Below are 18,760 nucleotides of genomic sequence, written 5' to 3'. Positions count from 1 at the left end.
GTCAATTTTGATTATTGGTTAGCTTATTATAATTAGATTAACAGAAATAAATGATGAATTTAATATTCTACTCATTTATTAGCAAAAAAGACTGACACTTGCCAGTCTTTTTTATTATACGTTTTTAACTGATAGTTTAAGCAGGTTTTTGTGGTTGCTTTAAGTCTAGTCCTTTCGTGCACTGTTGTAGATCTTTTTGCATTTTTTTCACGTAAGGTAGGCCTGAAGGATCCTTTTTGTCTTGCGCATAGCTTTCAATTTCCCACATCTGACCAATAGTCATCTCACTACGTACACCAATAGTGCAATCACAGAGCTTAGTAGCAGTATTTTTATCAGCAACTTTATATTTGACTGCACCAGTGACACATTGATTAACGTTGTTTTGCTTAATATCGATAGCATTTGCTTGCGGCATAGCGATCAGACCAATTAATGCTAGGGGTAGTATTTGTAATAGCTTCATAAATATTCTCTTATAAATAGATACAGCGTCAATAGAATAAAAAACGAACAGACGCTAAATGGGTAATGCTAGGGCGTATCACCATTTAGATGACTATCAATTGAATTGAGGACATGCCCTAGTATTAACTAAAAATTTCTTTGCGCCACTTGTGTAGATGTTATTTAATAAAAACATAGGTCGTAAAAACATAAGGACTCATACCATAACAATTATAGTTGTCAAAAAACACCACGCGCTTGCTGTGTTGATGCAATCAAATGTTACGCTTATGTTTGTAAACTTCGTAAATTACGCTGCACTTATCAGATAAAATTTAGACACAAAGTATGATTTAGTTTTAGCTTTGGTACTGTGCTTGATAGTGCGTAGGATCAGCGACCCCAGCTTGGATAAAGCCTTGACGGCGTAATGCACAGCTGTCACAGACACCGCAAGCAAGGCCGTTTACGTCTGCTTGATAGCAAGAAATTGTCTGTCCATAATCGACACCAAGCGATAGTCCAAGCTCAATCGTTTGTGCTTTAGACAGCTGCTGTAGTGGTGTTTGAATACTCAAATGATGACCAGTGACACCCGCTTTGGTTGCAAGGTTTGCCATGTGTTCAAAGGCGGCGATATATTCAGGACGGCAGTCAGGATATCCAGAATAGTCTACTGAGCTGACCCCAATGACGATGTGATTGGCATCAGCCACTTCAGCGACGGCTAGCGCATAAGATAAGAATATAGTATTGCGCGCAGGCACGTAAGTATTTGGAATTGCGTCGTTATCAATCTCATCATGTTTTTTGTTAGGGAATTTATCCGCATCGCCATCAGGAACGATCATGCTGTGGTCAGTTAACGATGAACCCCCAAGCTGGGCGATATCGATATCAATGATTCGGTGATTAACCTCTGCAGTTTTAGCGATCGCTTTTGCCGCGACAAGTTCACTATTATGGCGCTGACCATAATTAAAGCTTACGGCAGTGACAGAGGCATAACGTGCTTTGGCCCAATACAGACAAGTTACCGAGTCGAGACCACCTGACAATAGCACAACAGCATTTTGGCTTTTATGAAGATCATTCAAGGTAGCCTCGGATGCGTGATTAGGAAGGTTGGTTTGCGGATTAACGTTAGTCATAAGGATGTCTATTATTGATTTGCGAAAAAAGGCTATTTTAACAAAAATACCGCTACTATTACACAACCATAAAGACGATAAGATGTCAGAACATCGCATAAGATTTTTAAGACTGTATTTGTAGCGTTGGCAAATAGATGTAGCATTTAAACCTTATAATTTAATCTCAGCTTTTCAATCTGTTAGCAATTTTTGTTATAATCGCTCCTGTTTTGGAAGTATCAGTAGTAATACCTATTCATAGTCCGTTTTATTGCAAACTGCTTTCTTATAAAATAATCCTTGTAGAGATATTGAGTAATTTATGACCGCAGCGACCTTGTTTACGCCCAAAAATACGTCTCAGGTTGACAATATGTCTCCTGAAGTTGATTTGGATAGCCACACTTCAGAGACTGATTTCTATAGTATGGAAGATGATGAAGCTGATATGAATGTCGCTATTGAGCTTGCTTCTGGACAGTCAGATGACGAACAAGCATCTACAGAGCATGTATATAAAGAGTCTGCATCGTTTCTCAAATTACAAAAGAAACTGCGTAGACAAGTATCGTGGGCGATTCGCGATTTTAATATGATCGAAGATGGCGACGTGGTAATGGTTTGCGTCTCAGGCGGTAAAGATAGCTATACACTGCTAGATATTTTGCTGTTATTGAAGCGTATTGCACCGATTAGCTTTGATATCGTCGCAGTTAATCTTGATCAAAAGCAGCCTGGTTATCCAGAAGATATCTTGCCCGCTTATTTAAATGAGCAAGGAATTGCACACTATATTTTAGAAAAAGATACTTATAGTATCGTCAAAAGCGTAGTGCCAGAAGGAAAAACCTATTGCTCGGCGTGTTCGCGTCTGCGTCGTGGTTCGTTATACGGTTTTGCCAAACAAATTGGCGCGACCAAAATCGCCCTTGGACATCATCGCGATGATATGTTGGCGACTTTCTTTTTGAATCTATTTCATGGTGGTGCGCTAAAATCGATGCCGCCCAAATTACTCAGCGACGATAAACAAAACATACTTATTCGTCCATTAGCGTATGTTGAAGAAAAAGACATTATCGAATATGCACGCTTAAAGGAATTTCCAATTATTCCCTGTAACTTATGCGGTAGCCAAACCAATCTACAACGCGCAATTATCAATGACATGCTGCGCGAATGGGATGATGCTCATCCGCAGCGTTTGGCTTCTATCTTCAAAGCCATGCAAAATGTTGCGCCTTCACAATTAGCAGATCGTGAGCTATTTGATTTTGAACAGTTAAGTTTAGAGCGCGATGATAACGAACGCTTATTTGAAGGTGATAATATCCAAGCAGGGCAGACTGCTAGTCTCGCTGAGATTGGTCTTCCTATAGCGCCAAAAACTCAGACTTTTAATCCAAAATTCGCTAGTACTCATAATTATAATGATAATCAGCAATCAGTAAGCACTAATAAAACGATAAGCACGGATAAAACGACAGAAAGTAGCGGTACTACACTAAAAATTCCCACAATTAATCCCGTTATTTAGCTGTCTATTTCACTAAGTAAAATTGGTTAGTAGGCGACACAAGCCAAATAACACTCACAAAAAAACCAGCTGATTAATAGCTGGTTTTTTGTATTTTAAAACTAATTTTTCAAGACTCGCTTTAACTTTTAGCAAAGACAGGCAATGGATCAAAGCTAACTTCTGGACGTGGCAACTTTGCGACATCCTGCATACGCCAGTCATCTTTACCATCATTGCTGACTTGTAGATAGTACTTAGCTTTTACTGGGTCGATATCTACTTTGGCACTGTATCTATTGCCATCTTGATGCTGTAACACCACGTCACGATCCTTTTTGACATCTGTTGCATGCGAGATAGATAACTCTAACTTATCAGGATAGGTGAGTGGTTCACCGTTCAGCAACTTGCCTGTTTGCAGACTCTGCTGTGGATAGTCAAGATAAAAAGTAATATCGCCGTCTGATGTAAACTGCATTTTGCCATGCAGGTTTAAATCGTATGTAAGCTTATCGCGTGACACATCATGATAAAGGGTCTTACCATCCATATACCAGTCATCACGTACTACACTGTCACGAATCTGGTAAGAGTAGTAAACAAACCAAATACAGGCGATAACCACAAAAGCTGGCATACCGATCACAAAGATGACCACCATATAGTTCTTATACCAAGGCTGGCTATCTTGATGCTTAAAGTTTGGCGTAGGAGTTGGTGTAGACATAGAATACCTATTAAATGTATGAACTGATAAACATGACCGTTAAATGAAGTCTGCTTAAGGATAATCCATAAGCACAATCAATATAGTTTGATTAATGCGCTGTTCTATCGGTTAAGTGTCTGATATAACAACACTTAACCATAGATTATACGTTATATTTCAGATGTTTACTGACCTTGCGTAGTAAAAATATTTTGCTTACTTACCTTGTACTGACCATCTTCGCTAACCACATTTAACGTAATAGGCGTTTGACCCGATTCAACGATATCAGGGTCACCATAAATACTGACTGGCATATCAAAGCTCTCGCCAGCTTCTAATGGTACATCGTTAAAACGCAGCTCTAAACTCAGACCATCTTGCGGCGCAAGCGCGATCGTATAAGCATGGGGCTCTTGCGTTTTATTGGTTAGCTTCACAATATAGCTATTTTCAATCATACCTTGAGTAGTCATAGAAGACAGCTGGTTACGGTCACGGCGAATATCAATTTCTAGTGGCACACGATCAGTCAAAGCATAGATAAGACCACCACATAACACAGCCAGTAACGTTAAATAAGCAAATAAACGCGGACGTAGGACACGGCTAGGCTCTTTTTCAGCAAGCTGCCTCTCCGTCGTATATCTGATGAGCCCCCGTGGATAGCCAACCTTATCCATGACTTCATTACAAGCATCGACACAAGCCGCACATTGAATACAGGCGACTTGTAAGCCGTCTCGAATATCAATACCAGTAGGGCATACCTGCACACACATTTGGCATTCGATACAATCGCCTAAATCGTCAGGATTAGTGCCCTTTTTACGCGCGCCACGAGGCTCACCGCGCTCATAATCGTAAGAAACAATGAGTGTATCCTTATCAAACATGACACTTTGGAAACGACCATAAGGACAAATTTGGACACACATTTGCTCACGCATGTAGCCCGCATTAACATAAGTTGAAAAAGCAAATATAAATACTGAGACCCAAACCCACGTTGACCAATCAGGAAATGGAATAAAACCTATCATCTGCCAACTACTATACAAATAGTCAGTTCCTGCCACATAACTGACAAAAGTGGTGGCAGTTATCATCGAAAACACAAACCAAATAAAATATATCAGAAAACGTTTAAAAGCTTTGGTAGCACTCATTGGGGATTTATCGAACTTGATACGTTTGTTGCGATCGCCAATGACTACTTTTTCGACATATTGATAAAGATGCGTCCAAATCGTTTGTGGGCAAGCATAGCCACACCATACTCGGCCAGCGTAAACAGTTACCATAAACAAAGTAAAAGCGGCAATTAGGGCAAATGCGGCAATAAAATAAAAATCTTGCGTCAAAAAAGTCATGCCAAAGATATAGTAATGCTGCGATGGCACATCAAACCAAATTGCCTGCCTACCGTTATAACGCAACCAAGGTAGAATCAAAAACAATGCTAAAAATGCATACATGCTAATGACACGAATGTTTTGATAAAAACCTGTGACAAACCGAGGGTGGATACGATACTTTGTCGCATCAAGATCTATTTGTTGTACTGGGATTTTATTAGGTTGTTGTGCTGACATAAACTTGCCTCTTTTAAAAAAGAATCAGTCTGCTGGCATGAGTAACATACACCTGTGATAAAAATAAGATGTAAATGCTTACGATGTTATCAATGTCAGTAAGTAACAGGATAGCTTTATAAATATGGATATTAAAATAGGTTTAACCAGCTAAAAAATGAGCGATTATATACAATTGGTTGGAATTGAATAAATATTGTCTAAATGAATAATTCACGGCCTATTTACAATCATTACTATTTTAGCATTCCCCTTACTTTAAATGGGGTGATACCCTTAAAAAACAATTATTATTAGCGTAAAAATAATGGGATTTATCATAGTCTGACTATAGGGTTAAGGGCTGTAAATAAACGCTTAACTAAAAAAGGAGGACTGTAATGACAGTCCTCCTTTTTTTAAATAACATCCATCTATTTGCGCCATAATATAACTGTTAACTAAAAAAGCTTAGTTAGTAGAAACTTCTGCAGTTTCGGCTGCATTAGGAGCAGTGGCAGTAGCCATAACAGGTAACGCTTTAGGTTGAACTTTTTTATCTGATAGTGAATAAACGTAAGCAGCAAGAAGCATAATACGCTCATTACCAAGCTTAGTTTGCCACTCTGGCATTACACCAGCACGTCCATAACGTAAAGTCTCACGAATGGTTTCACGCTCACCACCATATAACCAAATATTATCAGTCAAGTTAGGTGCGCCAGTAGAAATCATACCTTTAGCATCTGGACCATGACAGAGTACACAGTTAGTAGGCTCATTAAATATCAATTTACCCTGTGCAACCATTGTCTGATCAAGGTCATAATCTTCTTGATTACCAGATATTGATAAAACATACTCAGAGACAGCACGTATACCGTCTTCACCAAGTTGATCACGCCATGCTGCCATACCACCGACGCGGCCGTTATGAAGCGTAGTCAGGATATTCTCAGGTGCACCACCATATAACCAATCATTATCAGTTAGATTTGGATAACCTGTTGCACCTTTAGCGTTAGAGCCATGACACACTGCACAGTTCTGTAAAAACAGGCGACTACCGACTTTCAGCGCATTTGGGTTCTCAGATAGTTTCTCTACATAAGGTGCAAGTTCTGCAACTTTTTGATCAATCTGAGTTTGCAAATCTGCTGGCGGATTCTCACTACGACGCATGGTCGCTTGCATGTCAGCAAGTGTCGCTAGAGTCGATGTAGCACCGCTGGCATTAGCTTTTGCTAGAATGTTTTTCTCAAAGTTATCTGTAAATACTTTATTGTTACTCTCAAGCTCACTATATAGCTCGTTTTTTGATGTCCAAGGCAGAGTTTCGCCATCGACTTCTACTGTTGCAATACCGTCCCACTTTGATGGGAAAAGAGCTGGGAAAAACACCCAATATGCAACACCCCAAACGATTGAGCCAAAAAATATTACTAACCACCATTTAGGAAGTGGTTTATCGTATTCTTGAATACCGTCGTAAGTGTGACCTGTAGTACCGTCTTCCTCGAGATCTGGTTTATATTTTAATACAAATAATAAGACCCCAAGAATAAAAAGCCAACAACCAATACTTAGTATGGTAATCCAAGAACTCCAAAAAAATGTCATCGTTCATCCTTATTGCGCTGCTCTTCAGACAAAGTCTCTTTGACCTCGTCATCAAGCGCAAGTTGTGCATCTTCTTCGAAGCGTTTTTTGTTTTTTGGCGAATACGCCCACCATGCAACGCCCAAAAAGGCAATAAAGGCAGAGACGGTCGCAATTGTTTGTAATTCACCAATACCCATTAGCGCTGTCCTTCCATAGCGGTACCCAGTTGCTGGAGATAGGCAACCAGAGCATCAAGCTCAGTGGCGCCAATAACCGCATCAGGAGCACCTTCAATATCTTCTTCAGTGTAAGGCACGCCAAAACGATCACGGAATAGACGCATCTTAGCTTGAACGTTTTCACCGTTGACTTCGTTAGTTGCCAACCAAGGGAAGCCTGGCATAACAGATTCAGGCACCAGTGAACGTGGAGCGATTAAATGCTGCTTTTGCCAATCTTCAGAGTAGCGTCCACCAACACGTGCTAAGTCAGGACCTGTACGTTTTGATCCCCATAAGAAAGGATGATCCCACGTAGACTCAGCAGCACGTGAATATGGTCCATAACGCTCAACTTCAGCACGCAATGGACGAACCATTTGAGTGTGACATACGTGACAACCTTCACGAATATAAATATCACGGCCTTCAAATTCAAGTGCAGTCCAAGGCTCCATGGCGGGAAGGGGCGTATTCACCCCGCCGTCTTCAGGATTCTTGTTATCATATATCAATGGTACGATTTCAACTAGCGTTGCAAAGCTAATTGCGATAACGATAAAGATGACCAACAAGCCTGTATTTTTTTCAATAATTTCATGCGGTGTACCAGCCATGATAGCTCCTTATACGTTAGCTGTCTTTGAGTCATCGACACTGGGTTGATGATCAGTAGGGTCTGCGATATCTACAGGCTTACCCTCTGGCATTTTGAGCGTTTTATAACAGTTATATGCCATAACAAACATACCCGATACATATAAGAACCCACCAAAAGCACGGCCAATATACGGATAATGCGAGAACTCAACGGTATCAACAAAGCTATATACTAAAGTACCATCTGGGTTCGTAGCAAGCCACATCATGCCTTGGCCAATACCTGAAATCCACATTGATACGATATAAAATATAGTACCAGCAGTTGCTAGCCAGAAATGCGTAGTAATTAAGCTGATAGAGTACATTTTTGGCTTGTTATAAATACGTGGTAACAATACATATAATGAACCAATCGTAATCATACCTACCCAACCAAGCGCACCTGAGTGTACGTGACCTATCGTCCAGTCAGTGTTATGCGATAACGCGTTGACCGTCTTGATCGACATCATTGGACCTTCGAAAGTTGACATCGCATAGAACGACAATGCAACAATCATAAAGCGAATGATTGGATCGGTACGCAGTTTATCCCAGCTACCTGATAGCGTTAATACACCGTTAATCATACCACCCCAAGATGGAGCGAATAGGATGATTGAGAATACCATTGCAAGTGACTGCGTCCAATCTGGAAGCGCTGAATAATGCAAATGGTGACCACCAGCCCACATGTAAGACGCAATTAGCGCCCAAAAGTGAACGATAGACAACCGATAAGAATAAATAGGACGGCCAATCTGTACTGGAACGAAGTAATACATCATTCCAAGGAAGGCTGCTGTTAAGTAAAAACCTACCGCATTATGTCCATACCACCACTGTACCATGGCGTCAGTTGCACCGCCGAATAGTGAGTAAGATTTAAACGCGCTAACAGGAATAGCCATACTATTTACGATATGAAGTAAAGCAATCGTAATAATAAAAGCAGCAAAGAACCAGTTAGCCACATAAATATGTGAGGTTTTACGTTTGATCAGTGTACCGAAGAAAACAATGGCATAAGATATCCAGACCAAAGCAATCAAGATATCGATAGGCCACTCAAGTTCAGCATATTCTTTAGTAGAGGTTAAACCTAGAGGTAGAGTAATGACGGCTGATACGATAACCGCTTGCCAACCCCAAAAAGTAAACCAAGCTAGATAAGGCGCAAATAACCTTGTTTTACAAGTCCGCTGGACAATATAGTAGGACGTTGCGAATAGGGCACAACCACCGAACGCAAAAATGACCGCATTAGTATGTAGCGGTCTTAGACGACTAAAGGTCAGCCATGGAATGTCAAAGTTAAGTGCTGGCCATGCCAACTGTGAAGCAATGAACACACCAAGACTCATGCCGACGATGCCCCATGCTACGGCCATGATCGTAAAAAATCTTATGATAGTGATTTCATATTCACGGTCAACTGGGGCGACTGCTGTGTTTTGTAAACTCATTGGATGATTCCTTTACAGCCCGAATTATCAACAGAATTAACTAACTCTCCACGATACTTATGCTATAAAAATATAACGATCGTGGCACATGCTGTTGTCTGACTCACTTATCAACGTAAAGGTTTATTAACTACCACGTGAAATTTCTCGCAGGGGATTGACTAATAATGACGATAAATGAGCACTAAGAAGCGCTATTATCACTATTCGGCGAGATTGAGGCGATTAATACATCGTTAAGGTTAATAAGGAAACAAGCCGTACTTGAGCATCAAACATCTATTATATAGAGTATGAATCATAGACGTATGCTAGCGGCAGCTGACAAAAAACATGTTTACGTAATGTTTAGTTAAAACTCCCGACTCTGTTTAAGGTATTGTAACGCAATCTTAATAAAATATCATCAGAACTATGCGCCAAAATACAAACTCTTTGGTAAACAATTTGGCTGACAACCTTCACTAATATTCTAGCAAAATGACTGTAAACCTCTATGTTCGTGGTAAAAATAAATAAGATTTTGATATAACGTTAATGAATAGTCATCCTATTGTCATTATCCTCTTATAGTGCTCAGTATCACTAAACGGCTTTATCAACATTGTCAGCTTATGTGTCACTAACCATATGATTTAACTTATGATACTCCTATAGAGTGGATATGTTAAGACAAAAATAATTGAAGGTTATCAGTATTTTTCATTAAGTTAACCCAATTTGATTGTCACATTGACAATCTTCGTAGGCTATCTATTTATCTATAACTATCGGCGCTCATCATAACAAAAACCCTGTATATATCAATACAAAATGTAAGGGTTTGCCTCATTAGATCAATATAAGCTCATATTTAGCGAGAGATATCAATATATATTGATTTATGACTATGTCAGGTAGATATAAAAATATGATAATTTGTTACAGTTTGACAAATAGTGGCATCTTTGGGTTTTACTTATCCTAAAACCGCGCCATAATGAGACGCAGTAACATCAACCGTAAGTTTATAAAGGATAATAATATGGCAGTTTTTTTGACGGATGCATGGTTTGAGCAAGTATCACAATTAGGCAATGAAGCTGGTGAGCTAAACTTACCGCCAGCATTGGCAAACATGATTATTAATCTAAAAGTTTCTGATGCTGAGCAAGATATCGAAGCCAGTTTTTCAGATGGTCTGCTTCATAAAGGCTTAAACGATAGTGCTACTACTACGCTATTGCTCGATCGTGATACTCTGCAGTCTATTATCACAGATTTTGATATGAATGAGATTATGGGTGCTTTTATGGGCGGTAAGATTCGTGTTGAAGGTGATATGTCACAGTTGATGGCCTTACAAACTGCACGTGTGAGTACGGAACAAAAAGAGCTATTTAAACGTATTAAATCAATGACTACGATGGCTTAGAGTTGTTTAGCCATGCACAAAAAAGCCCCTAATTAAATATTAGGGGCTTTTTATTGGAACCACAGATTGTTAAAAATTCATATTTATACTTAGTAGATAATAATATTATGCCCTAGCTAAATTAATTTTTTTAAGATGTTTAACTGGCTTGTATCTGATTCTGTATCTATACTTTTGAATTTTCAGATGTCTGATTTTCTTTATAAATTGCTGCTTGTAGCCAGATATTTGCTTGTATGTAATCGTTTACTTGGATAGCTTTGGTAGTCACCGTGCTCAGCGCACCGACACGTACGACAAACGGGTCTGCATCTTGCTCACGTAGTATAACCACATCAAACAAAATGATAGGCTTATCATTGAATATAGTGTCTTGTTTGCCAATTACCTGTCCTTGACACCATGCTTCGTCTTCTTGTCCTAGCGTGTCACCAAATAAATACGCACACATATGACCCAAGTTGATTTCTACAGGTGCCATTTGTTCTTTGGTTTCTGGTTGCCAGTCTTTAATTTGTTCTTGAATATCATCTGGTACTTGTCCATCATTAGCAGCCACTATGTCATTAAAGGCACGATGATAGCGAATGGCTTCTTGATCCTCGACCATAATAACTTCATTCTGCTCGCTGATCGTAATTTCATGCGCCCATGCACTAAAATTCACAAAATAGGGCGTGTTTTGTTGGTACAAATTACGATTGGCAGTATAGAGCTGATCGAAAGCATAAATGATACTGCCATCAACGCTACGTAAACGTAGAACCGCATCGTGTGTACTCTCATTGACGATCGTACGTTCAATCGTACAAGTCAAACCGTAAGGGCCATTGACGCAAGGATAGGCGTTGATAAAGCACTCAGGCTTGCCGTCTTTCATCGCTAATACTTGATTGATATGACAAGGTTGATCTTCTGAGAGTAGCAAGCAAGTATCTTGAGCACTAACGTTATTATTTAGTCCCTTTGGCATAGCCGCTTGCTCGATCATCTGCTGTAGCCATTCCGGCACATCACGACTCATATCATCAGTTAAAATACGCCAATGATCAGCATGACCAGCAGTTTGCTCGTCTGTTAAGGTAATTTTGGTAGGAGATTGTACGTTTTTATATTGATAATTAATGGTCATGAAAATACTCAAACTTAAGTCAGGCATGAAGTTTGGACACCAAATATCGCTAGTTAGTCTTTATTTGTTACTGACGCAGTAAGCCAATACCTAAGCAATATATTATATACATGCTTATTATTGTGCTATGTTTGCGCAGCAACATTAGCGATGGGTCAACAAACAACAATGAGGGGTTAATGACAATTGTCCTTAGCATACAATATATAGGTATAGACGCAACTAATAGCAAGCCCCCCATAAAAAAATAATAACAAAGCACTATGTTTTGTTAAAAAAGACCCGCAGTTTTTGCTAATGATTGGCACATATTGGAAAAATTGTGTCAAACTATCCACTTTTTTGACACCCATAGTTGGCGTGTCTGAAACTACGTTATGTGTTTACTTAATATTAATACAACCATCGCCCTTGTTGGCTCAGTTGTTTGCCAAGCACATCAGGTTTGCTAGTTTGCATTGATGTGCTTATATGAAAGTTGCTCACCCAGATAAGATAAAGAGTTTTAATATGTTTCGTCCTTTAGCGTTATTTATCGGTTTACGGTACACCCGAGCAGAGCGCAGTAATCGCTTTATCTCTTTTATATCGCTCATCTCAATGATTGGTCTAACCCTTGGGGTGGCGGTATTGATTACCGTACTATCAGTTATGAATGGCTTTGATCGCGAGTTGAAAACTCGTATCTTGGGAATGGTTCCGCAAGCGACTGTGACTTCGCCCGAAGTTATCAGTGACTGGAAGCAGCTTGCTGATCGCATCAAAGAAGATCCAGAGGTTGCAGCAGTAGCACCATTCATTCAACTGCAAGGTATGCTGACGTCAAACGGTCAGGTTGCAGGGATTATGGTCACAGGTGTCGATCCTGAGTACGAAAAAAATGTTTCGATCATTAATGAGCATATGACGGAAGGCAGCATTGATACTCTAAAAGGTGGCGACTTTAGTATTGTACTGGGCGAAGAGATGGTGCAGTCTTTAGGTTTGAGTATCGGTGATAAAGTTACTTTGGTGCTACCAGAGGCATCGCCATCTCCAGCTGGCGTGATACCACGCTTTAAGCGTTTTACTTTAACCGGTATATTTAGTATCAGTCCAGAAGTAGATAGCTTGATGGCATTCATTCCAATGAACGATGCGGCGAAACTGCTGCGCCTACCAGAAGGTGCACAAGGTATTCGCATGAAGCTTGATGATTTGTTCAATGCACCGATGGCAGCGCAGAAAGCGGCTGCCATCGCGCCAGAACAACTGTACCCCAACGATTGGACCCAAACCCATGGCAATCTATTTGGTGCTATTCAAATGGAAAAAGCGATGGTAGGCTTGCTACTATTCTTAATTATTCTTGTTGCAGCGTTCAATATTGTCTCAAGTTTAGTCATGCTAGTGACTGATAAAAAAGCAGATATAGCGATTTTGAAAACCTTTGGTGCGTCCCCACGTTTGATTACGCAAGTATTTATGGTACAGGGTGTTGTGATTGGTGTTATTGGTACGGTAGCTGGTACTGTGCTCGGGGTTATATTTGCATTAAGTATTAGTGATATTTTAGGTTGGATTAACCAAAGTTTCGGTCTAAATCTGTTTGACGCATATTTTATCAATTACTTACCGTCGCAGCTACGTTTGGTTGATGTGGTACTGATTACAGGCGCCTCATTTGTCCTAAGCTTTTTGGCAACCATATATCCTGCACGTCGAGCTGCTAAAATTCAGCCTGCACAAACATTGCGTTATGAATAGAGTGCTTTAATACTTTACGATAACAGCGTGGGAAAATATAATTATAAATTTCATGTGTCAGTTTTAAATTGACAATAAATATGAATAAAGGAAGTAGTATGGCGGCCATTTTAGAGGCAAGCAACATCAATAAGATATATGACGAAGGCGCCGTGCGCACACAAGTACTGACGGGCTTGGATTTGTCCGTTAATGCTGGCGAGCGTATCGCTATCGTTGGTACCAGTGGTTCAGGTAAGAGTACTTTGTTGCATTTGTTGGGTGGTCTAGACACACCAACTGAGGGTGAAGTATGGCTGCATGGTAAGTGCTTAAATCATATGAATGAAACTGAGCGCGGTGCGATGCGTAATAAGCATTTGGGTTTTATCTATCAGTTTCATCATTTATTGGCGGAATTCACTGCAGTAGAAAACGTCGCAATGCCGCTATTGATGCGCCCAAAAGTATCAACGACCGAAGCGCGTAAGCAGGCGGTTGAGCTGTTAGAGAATGTAGGTTTAGGACATCGATTAGACCATAGACCAGGTGAGCTATCAGGTGGCGAACGTCAGCGAGTGGCAATTGCTCGCGCATTGGTTACTAAGCCCTCGCTAATATTGGCGGATGAGCCGACCGGTAACTTGGATTACGATAATGCCCAAAGCGTATTTGGCTTGTTGTCAGAGTTGCAGAGTACGATGCAAACGGCATTGCTTATGGTGACTCATGACCGTAATCTAGCAGCACTTGCCGATCGCCAATTATTGCTACGCAATGGTCACTGGGCTGAGTATTAAGCCACTAAACGGATAACAGATAACAGATAAGTACGATAGCAATTTGATAACGACAACTGCTCATATAATTGACAGTCTGAGCAAAATTCATGAGGACGAATATTATGAATGAAAATGATGACCCAGTGGCTGCTTTTGGTAGTGCTGAAGAAGGCGATGACCCATTAAAGACATATATTGATCCAACTTTATTTGATACGCTTGATAGGCAGGCACAAATAGAGTTACTAACACCAGCTTTTGATGCCATAACGCTTGCTGGTGCTGATTACGACATAAAAGCTCAAGATAGTGCTACCGGCAAGCGTTATACTTTACTTAAAGATAAGGAAGTGATCGATATTTTAGTCATGGATAATAGTTTTACGGATCAAGTTATTGAATCTATAAACAAAAACCAAGAAGATGAATAAGGTTTTCGTATAATAAAAACAGTTAGGAATGACTAAGTTTTATTAGGGTTTTGGTGGTTTATCCAAAGTCTCTTTTTGTCGCTTTTGCCAGCTAGTAACGGTTTTATAGCGCCAAATTGCTTTGAAGGCTAAACCACAAACAATACTAGTAACCACTGCTAGCAACGTTAATCCCAAACAGAATGCAGCCAATGATACAGTACCGCGATAAGTAACGAAAGGATTAGCACCACTTGACAATACCCACAAGCTAAAGTCAGTAATCATCCTACCAATTACCCTCAAACTAATCATTGGCTCGCCCATAATCTTAGCACCAACATAATAACCAGCGTAGAAAACTGGAAGGGTGGTAAGGGGGTTCGTGATCCATGTTAAGCCAAGTGCCATAGGTACGTTAGCGCGAAAAATAAGCGCGCCGATTAAAGCCAACAGCATCTGTCCTGGCAACGGAAAAAATGCGCTGAGCACGCCAATATAAACTGCCTTATTCAAACTATGGCGGTTGAATTGCCATAAACGCGGATCAGCCAGATGCGGCGCAAATAGCTTTAAGGTGCGACTTTCTAAGATTTTTTCGGGCGTGGGTAGTAGGCTTTTGAGACGTTTTTGGGGCACAGGTTTGCCTTTGATCATTATCTACAGTCCACTCAGCAGAGTGTAAGAGGCTGGTATGTAGCAATATTAATAAAATATCGTCAGTAAAATAATAGGAAGGGTAGCTATAAGTAATGGCAACCGCGACATGTTTAATTAGTATAGGGTAATATAGTTAATAATGCTATCATCGGTATTTAGTCGTCTTATGTTAGATAATAGACAGTGCAATAAATAATAAGCCATTCAGAACAGTTCATCACTATCTTTTTAAGGTTACTTGCCATCTTATACAGAAGGTTGCAAGTTGCATCAAGCTAAAATTTATTTAATAAACTATCAAGCAAGGAGTGCTGGTGTATTGGTTGGTTGGCATTTCAATAATCGTAGTTATGATAGGGACATTAACGATAGCAACATTGAACCTTGTTGAAGATATGGCTCTACCGTTAAATTCGCTCGTAGTGAGCTCTACAATTTGGCTCTTGTTAATCTTAACGACGGTTATCTTACTTCTCGTTATTCAGCGTAATGCATTGTTACCGCTATCAACTAACTTAACTAATAGCTCTCTTCTCAAATATAAAGCACAGAATACAACCTTGCCTTTTAAATTCATCCGTTATCTGCTGGTGATTATATTGGTAGGCCTACTCATTATTGGCAGTGCACTGCAAGCTTTGTCTGGCTATCAACAAACAGAGAGTACGAAAATTGATGAACCTATGCGAGTTCAAGCGTTGGTTACTATCGAAGGTATCAGCGATAGCGTCTATAATCCTGAAATAAACAGTGGCTATCGGCAAGTGGCAACCTTACAAGCCGTGTCGCCATTAGTCTCCGAATTAACCTCTCAAGATTTACATGCACAAACACGCGATTATATTAATAATAGCCTAAGCAATAGTAATTTACATGATAAGAATTTATATGATGACACTGGTGTAGGTTTAGAATATCGCGTATTACTCAATGCCTATTCTAATAAATCATCTAATAATAAGCAGACATCAGATCTCAATAATTTACAGCCTGGCGATCAGCTGCTAATGACCTTGAATCTTATGCCTTTAGCTACCTCCGAGCAAGCAATCAATAATCCAACAGGTTTTGATAGCTATCGTTGGCTACGTAGTCGTCATATTGATGGTATGGCGACTATCATTGCGATTGGAACACCCGTTAATTCATTAGACAGTGCGTCAGCTTCGAATTCTGCGTCTGAATCATTCTTGAAACGTTTGCGTACTCACATTGACCAATGGCGTTGGCAACTGCGACAACACTTTTATCAAAACTGGGCGGCGCAAACCATAGCTGAGCAGCAAGCAAAAGCAGTAACATTGAGTTTGCTCACCGGTGATCGCAGTTTAATTAACCGTGACACTAAAGATTTATACCAACTGGCTGGTATCTCCCATCTTTTGGCTATTTCCGGCACCCATGTTTTGTTTTTAGCAATTATGCTCGCAGGTGCAGCCGTATTGTTAGTCGATCGCATGGGGTCTGCGCTATATCGTGTTATACCGCGTTGGCAAGTGCGCTGGTGGGTCATGATTAGTGCCGCCTTTATCTATGCTTTGTTTACAGGTTTTGATGTACCAGCTGCACGTACTGCTTGGATGTTGCTGATAGTAGGATTGGTACGATTAACGCTACTACCGATTAGTACTATGCGTGTATTGCTAGCACTGGCAGTGCTGATGGCATGGCATGATCCTTATGTGTTATGGCAGGCAGGTTATTGGCTATCTTTTATCGCAGTAGCATTATTGCTTAAATATGATGATATGTCGCACCAGCAAGACAAATCAGTTTTGCCACAGCAGTATCGACCTAGTATTAGTCATGATAATCGTACAAGCAATATTTTTCTCACGCAATTATGGATAACGGGCAAACGCATATTCAAACTGCAGTTTTGGTTATTTATCGCGCTGCTACCGATAACGTTGCTATTATTTGGTAAGGCATCGTTGTGGGGGCTAGTCATTAACCTATTTGCTATTGGTTTGTTCGGCTGGATAATCGTCCCATTGAATCTGTTAGCAGGACTTTGTTATCTCGTACTGCCTGCGGTGGCTGATAGTATTTGGTCATTGGTAAGTATGATAGTCGCAGGCTTACATGAACTAATAATGTGGTTAACCTCGTTACCATCACTATCAGATGCATGGTTATATACACCAGTGAACATGGCTATATTATTAATGGCCTTATTGGCTATGTTGCCATGGTTGCTACCGCGCGGGCTTATCAGTCGCTGGCTAGCACTACCGCCACTGAGCTTATTAGTGATGACGGTGTATGCCAATCAGCAGTCATTAGCGATAACGCCAACCCTATATGTGCTACCAACTGGCGATCAATATTTGAGCGCTACGGTGCTGCAATATCCAGTAGTAAATGATAAGACTGATAAAAAAAATAGCAATAGCAATAACAGTACATTGATTTCAGCTAACGTTAGCTGGCTATTTTTAGCAGATCATAGACCATTTGATAAAAGGACGATGTCAAGCGCACTGACTGCAGATAAGTTGACCGCAAGTTTAGAGCAACAGCTACGGACTTTATCGATTAAGCATTTAGAAGGTATCGTCGTACAAACCAATGCAACAGCACTAATGAGAACATTCCCTAGCAAGAATGGAAATAGTAGTAATGCTAAGACTAATACCCAGCTGCTACCAATGACTGTATTGCAGCTACGTCAAAGTATACCTACCAATCAATATTGGCAAGCAGGACGTCATGAACGCTGGACGGCCTACCAACAGTCATATCTAGACAGTAATCAATCTACGAAAAAAACAACGATCAGTGCTCAAAATTGCGAGCAAGGTAAGAATTGGCAGCTGGCTAATGGTGCTTTAACACTGCATGCTATGACAGGCTGGAGTGAAATAGAGGATAATAGCGTTTGGGATTGCACCATAGCAATTGACAGTCAGCAACCAATACGTGTGGTTCGGTATAACGCTAACGACCCACAACAATCCCTGCTTGCAACTACTCAGATACTTAATCCAATGACATTACAAGCTACTCAACAAAGTCCTTATCAAAATAAACAAAACGAACAAGACAAGTCTTATAAAGCGCGTATTATCTTGGATGCTGATACTCACCAGCGCATTTGGCACATGTGGTCATTGCTGTGTTCAGCTGAGTCATTTACTAATGACAAGACTTCAAGTTATCCTATACAGTGGCTTGGTCACAGCGCATCGCAGATATCTGCTGACGTACTAAAGCGCCAACAGGTTGATGAAATAATTACTCACGATCATAATCCCTTAGAAGTAGCATTGAGTTTCAACACGCCCTAACATCATAATATGATGATAATTCACGGTTTCACTATTG

General features: G+C 40.3%; 16 protein-coding genes. 6 read left to right on the top strand and 10 right to left on the bottom strand.

Annotation, left to right across the window (positions count from 1 at the left end):
- Positions 1-136: 136 nt before the first annotated feature.
- Complete coding sequence (locus tag ACTQ9S_RS02960; protein WP_068036589.1) at positions 137-466, bottom strand: hypothetical protein; 330 nt, start codon at positions 464-466, stop codon at positions 137-139.
- 340 nt (positions 467-806) lie between these two features.
- On the bottom strand, positions 807-1,598 hold the full coding sequence (gene queC / locus ACTQ9S_RS02955; RefSeq protein ID WP_440453643.1) for a 7-cyano-7-deazaguanine synthase QueC: 792 nt from the start codon (positions 1,596-1,598) through the stop codon (positions 807-809).
- Positions 1,599-1,902: 304 nt separating this feature from the next.
- On the opposite strand from queC, the gene ttcA reads away from it, so the two are divergent.
- A complete protein-coding gene (gene ttcA / locus ACTQ9S_RS02950; protein WP_440453642.1) occupies positions 1,903-3,117 on the top strand; it encodes a tRNA 2-thiocytidine(32) synthetase TtcA in 1,215 nt (404 codons plus the stop codon).
- 121 nt (positions 3,118-3,238) lie between these two features.
- Here the strand turns inward: ttcA and ACTQ9S_RS02945 are convergent, their stop codons facing one another.
- The 6 genes from ACTQ9S_RS02945 to ccoN form a co-directional block, all read right to left on the bottom strand.
- Positions 3,239-3,826 carry a FixH family protein gene (locus ACTQ9S_RS02945; protein ID WP_068036580.1) on the bottom strand — a complete coding sequence of 196 codons (588 nt, stop codon included), beginning with the start codon at positions 3,824-3,826 and terminating at the stop codon, positions 3,239-3,241.
- Positions 3,827-3,993: 167 nt separating this feature from the next.
- The gene (ccoG, locus tag ACTQ9S_RS02940) at positions 3,994-5,403 is read right to left on the bottom strand and encodes a cytochrome c oxidase accessory protein CcoG (RefSeq protein ID WP_068036578.1); all 1,410 of its coding nucleotides are present in this window, start codon (positions 5,401-5,403) and stop codon (positions 3,994-3,996) included.
- A gap of 450 nt (positions 5,404-5,853) precedes the next feature.
- Entirely contained in the window at positions 5,854-7,002 is a 1,149-nt protein-coding gene (gene ccoP / locus ACTQ9S_RS02935; protein ID WP_068036575.1) for a cytochrome-c oxidase, cbb3-type subunit III, read from the bottom strand.
- Positions 6,999-7,181, bottom strand: coding sequence for a CcoQ/FixQ family Cbb3-type cytochrome c oxidase assembly chaperone (locus ACTQ9S_RS02930; protein ID WP_068036573.1), 183 nt, complete (start codon positions 7,179-7,181; stop codon positions 6,999-7,001). The genes ccoP and ACTQ9S_RS02930 overlap by 4 nt, the downstream gene beginning before the upstream one ends.
- Positions 7,181-7,819 carry a cytochrome-c oxidase, cbb3-type subunit II gene (gene ccoO, locus ACTQ9S_RS02925; RefSeq protein WP_068036572.1) on the bottom strand — a complete coding sequence of 213 codons (639 nt, stop codon included), beginning with the start codon at positions 7,817-7,819 and terminating at the stop codon, positions 7,181-7,183. Before ccoO ends, ACTQ9S_RS02930 begins: the two co-directional genes overlap by 1 nt.
- A gap of 9 nt (positions 7,820-7,828) precedes the next feature.
- Positions 7,829-9,310 carry a cytochrome-c oxidase, cbb3-type subunit I gene (gene ccoN, locus ACTQ9S_RS02920; RefSeq protein ID WP_068036571.1) on the bottom strand — a complete coding sequence of 494 codons (1,482 nt, stop codon included), beginning with the start codon at positions 9,308-9,310 and terminating at the stop codon, positions 7,829-7,831.
- Between the two features lie 1,024 nt (positions 9,311-10,334).
- Here ccoN and ACTQ9S_RS02915 point away from each other — a divergent pair.
- On the top strand, positions 10,335-10,724 hold the full coding sequence (locus ACTQ9S_RS02915) for an SCP2 sterol-binding domain-containing protein (protein WP_068036570.1): 390 nt from the start codon (positions 10,335-10,337) through the stop codon (positions 10,722-10,724).
- 166 nt (positions 10,725-10,890) lie between these two features.
- On the opposite strand, the gene ACTQ9S_RS02910 is transcribed toward ACTQ9S_RS02915, so the two are convergent.
- A complete protein-coding gene (locus ACTQ9S_RS02910) occupies positions 10,891-11,856 on the bottom strand; it encodes a hypothetical protein (protein ID WP_350657016.1) in 966 nt (321 codons plus the stop codon).
- Positions 11,857-12,366: 510 nt separating this feature from the next.
- Here ACTQ9S_RS02910 and ACTQ9S_RS02905 point away from each other — a divergent pair.
- From ACTQ9S_RS02905 to ACTQ9S_RS02895, 3 genes are all read left to right on the top strand, one after another.
- Positions 12,367-13,602, top strand: coding sequence for a lipoprotein-releasing ABC transporter permease subunit (locus ACTQ9S_RS02905; RefSeq protein WP_068036568.1), 1,236 nt, complete (start codon positions 12,367-12,369; stop codon positions 13,600-13,602).
- A 98-nt stretch (positions 13,603-13,700) separates the two neighbouring features.
- Positions 13,701-14,381: a lipoprotein-releasing ABC transporter ATP-binding protein LolD gene (gene lolD / locus ACTQ9S_RS02900; protein WP_068036567.1), complete on the top strand. Its 681-nt coding sequence runs from the start codon at positions 13,701-13,703 to the stop codon at positions 14,379-14,381.
- A gap of 104 nt (positions 14,382-14,485) precedes the next feature.
- Positions 14,486-14,794 carry a hypothetical protein gene (locus tag ACTQ9S_RS02895; protein ID WP_350657017.1) on the top strand — a complete coding sequence of 103 codons (309 nt, stop codon included), beginning with the start codon at positions 14,486-14,488 and terminating at the stop codon, positions 14,792-14,794.
- A gap of 42 nt (positions 14,795-14,836) precedes the next feature.
- Here ACTQ9S_RS02895 and ACTQ9S_RS02890 read toward each other — a convergent pair whose 3' ends face one another.
- Positions 14,837-15,412, bottom strand: coding sequence for a DUF2062 domain-containing protein (locus tag ACTQ9S_RS02890; protein WP_350657018.1), 576 nt, complete (start codon positions 15,410-15,412; stop codon positions 14,837-14,839).
- A gap of 335 nt (positions 15,413-15,747) precedes the next feature.
- Here ACTQ9S_RS02890 and ACTQ9S_RS02885 point away from each other — a divergent pair, with 335 nt between their 5' ends.
- Entirely contained in the window at positions 15,748-18,723 is a 2,976-nt protein-coding gene (locus ACTQ9S_RS02885) for a ComEC/Rec2 family competence protein (RefSeq protein WP_350657019.1), read from the top strand.
- Positions 18,724-18,760 lie beyond the last annotated feature (37 nt).

Origin of the sequence: Psychrobacter sp. ASPA161_9 (assembly GCF_051970275.1) — a bacterium.
GTDB lineage: Bacteria > Pseudomonadota > Gammaproteobacteria > Pseudomonadales > Moraxellaceae > Psychrobacter.
This window is presented reverse-complemented; position numbering and strand designations above follow the sequence as displayed.

Excerpts from the sequence above, each read along its gene's own strand:
- ACTQ9S_RS02960 (WP_068036589.1), bottom strand. The coding sequence starts at position 466 with ATGAAGCTATTACAAATACTACCCCTAGCATTAATTGGTCTGATCGCT.
- queC (WP_440453643.1), bottom strand. The coding sequence starts at position 1,598 with ATGACTAACGTTAATCCGCAAACCAACCTTCCTAATCACGCATCCGAG.
- ttcA (WP_440453642.1), top strand. The coding sequence starts at position 1,903 with ATGACCGCAGCGACCTTGTTTACGCCCAAAAATACGTCTCAGGTTGAC.
- ACTQ9S_RS02945 (WP_068036580.1), bottom strand. The coding sequence starts at position 3,826 with ATGTCTACACCAACTCCTACGCCAAACTTTAAGCATCAAGATAGCCAG.
- ccoG (WP_068036578.1), bottom strand. The coding sequence starts at position 5,403 with ATGTCAGCACAACAACCTAATAAAATCCCAGTACAACAAATAGATCTT.
- ccoP (WP_068036575.1), bottom strand. The coding sequence starts at position 7,002 with ATGACATTTTTTTGGAGTTCTTGGATTACCATACTAAGTATTGGTTGT.
- ACTQ9S_RS02930 (WP_068036573.1), bottom strand. The coding sequence starts at position 7,181 with ATGGGTATTGGTGAATTACAAACAATTGCGACCGTCTCTGCCTTTATT.
- ccoO (WP_068036572.1), bottom strand. The coding sequence starts at position 7,819 with ATGGCTGGTACACCGCATGAAATTATTGAAAAAAATACAGGCTTGTTG.
- ccoN (WP_068036571.1), bottom strand. The coding sequence starts at position 9,310 with ATGAGTTTACAAAACACAGCAGTCGCCCCAGTTGACCGTGAATATGAA.
- ACTQ9S_RS02915 (WP_068036570.1), top strand. The coding sequence starts at position 10,335 with ATGGCAGTTTTTTTGACGGATGCATGGTTTGAGCAAGTATCACAATTA.
- ACTQ9S_RS02910 (WP_350657016.1), bottom strand. The coding sequence starts at position 11,856 with ATGACCATTAATTATCAATATAAAAACGTACAATCTCCTACCAAAATT.
- ACTQ9S_RS02905 (WP_068036568.1), top strand. The coding sequence starts at position 12,367 with ATGTTTCGTCCTTTAGCGTTATTTATCGGTTTACGGTACACCCGAGCA.
- lolD (WP_068036567.1), top strand. The coding sequence starts at position 13,701 with ATGGCGGCCATTTTAGAGGCAAGCAACATCAATAAGATATATGACGAA.
- ACTQ9S_RS02895 (WP_350657017.1), top strand. The coding sequence starts at position 14,486 with ATGAATGAAAATGATGACCCAGTGGCTGCTTTTGGTAGTGCTGAAGAA.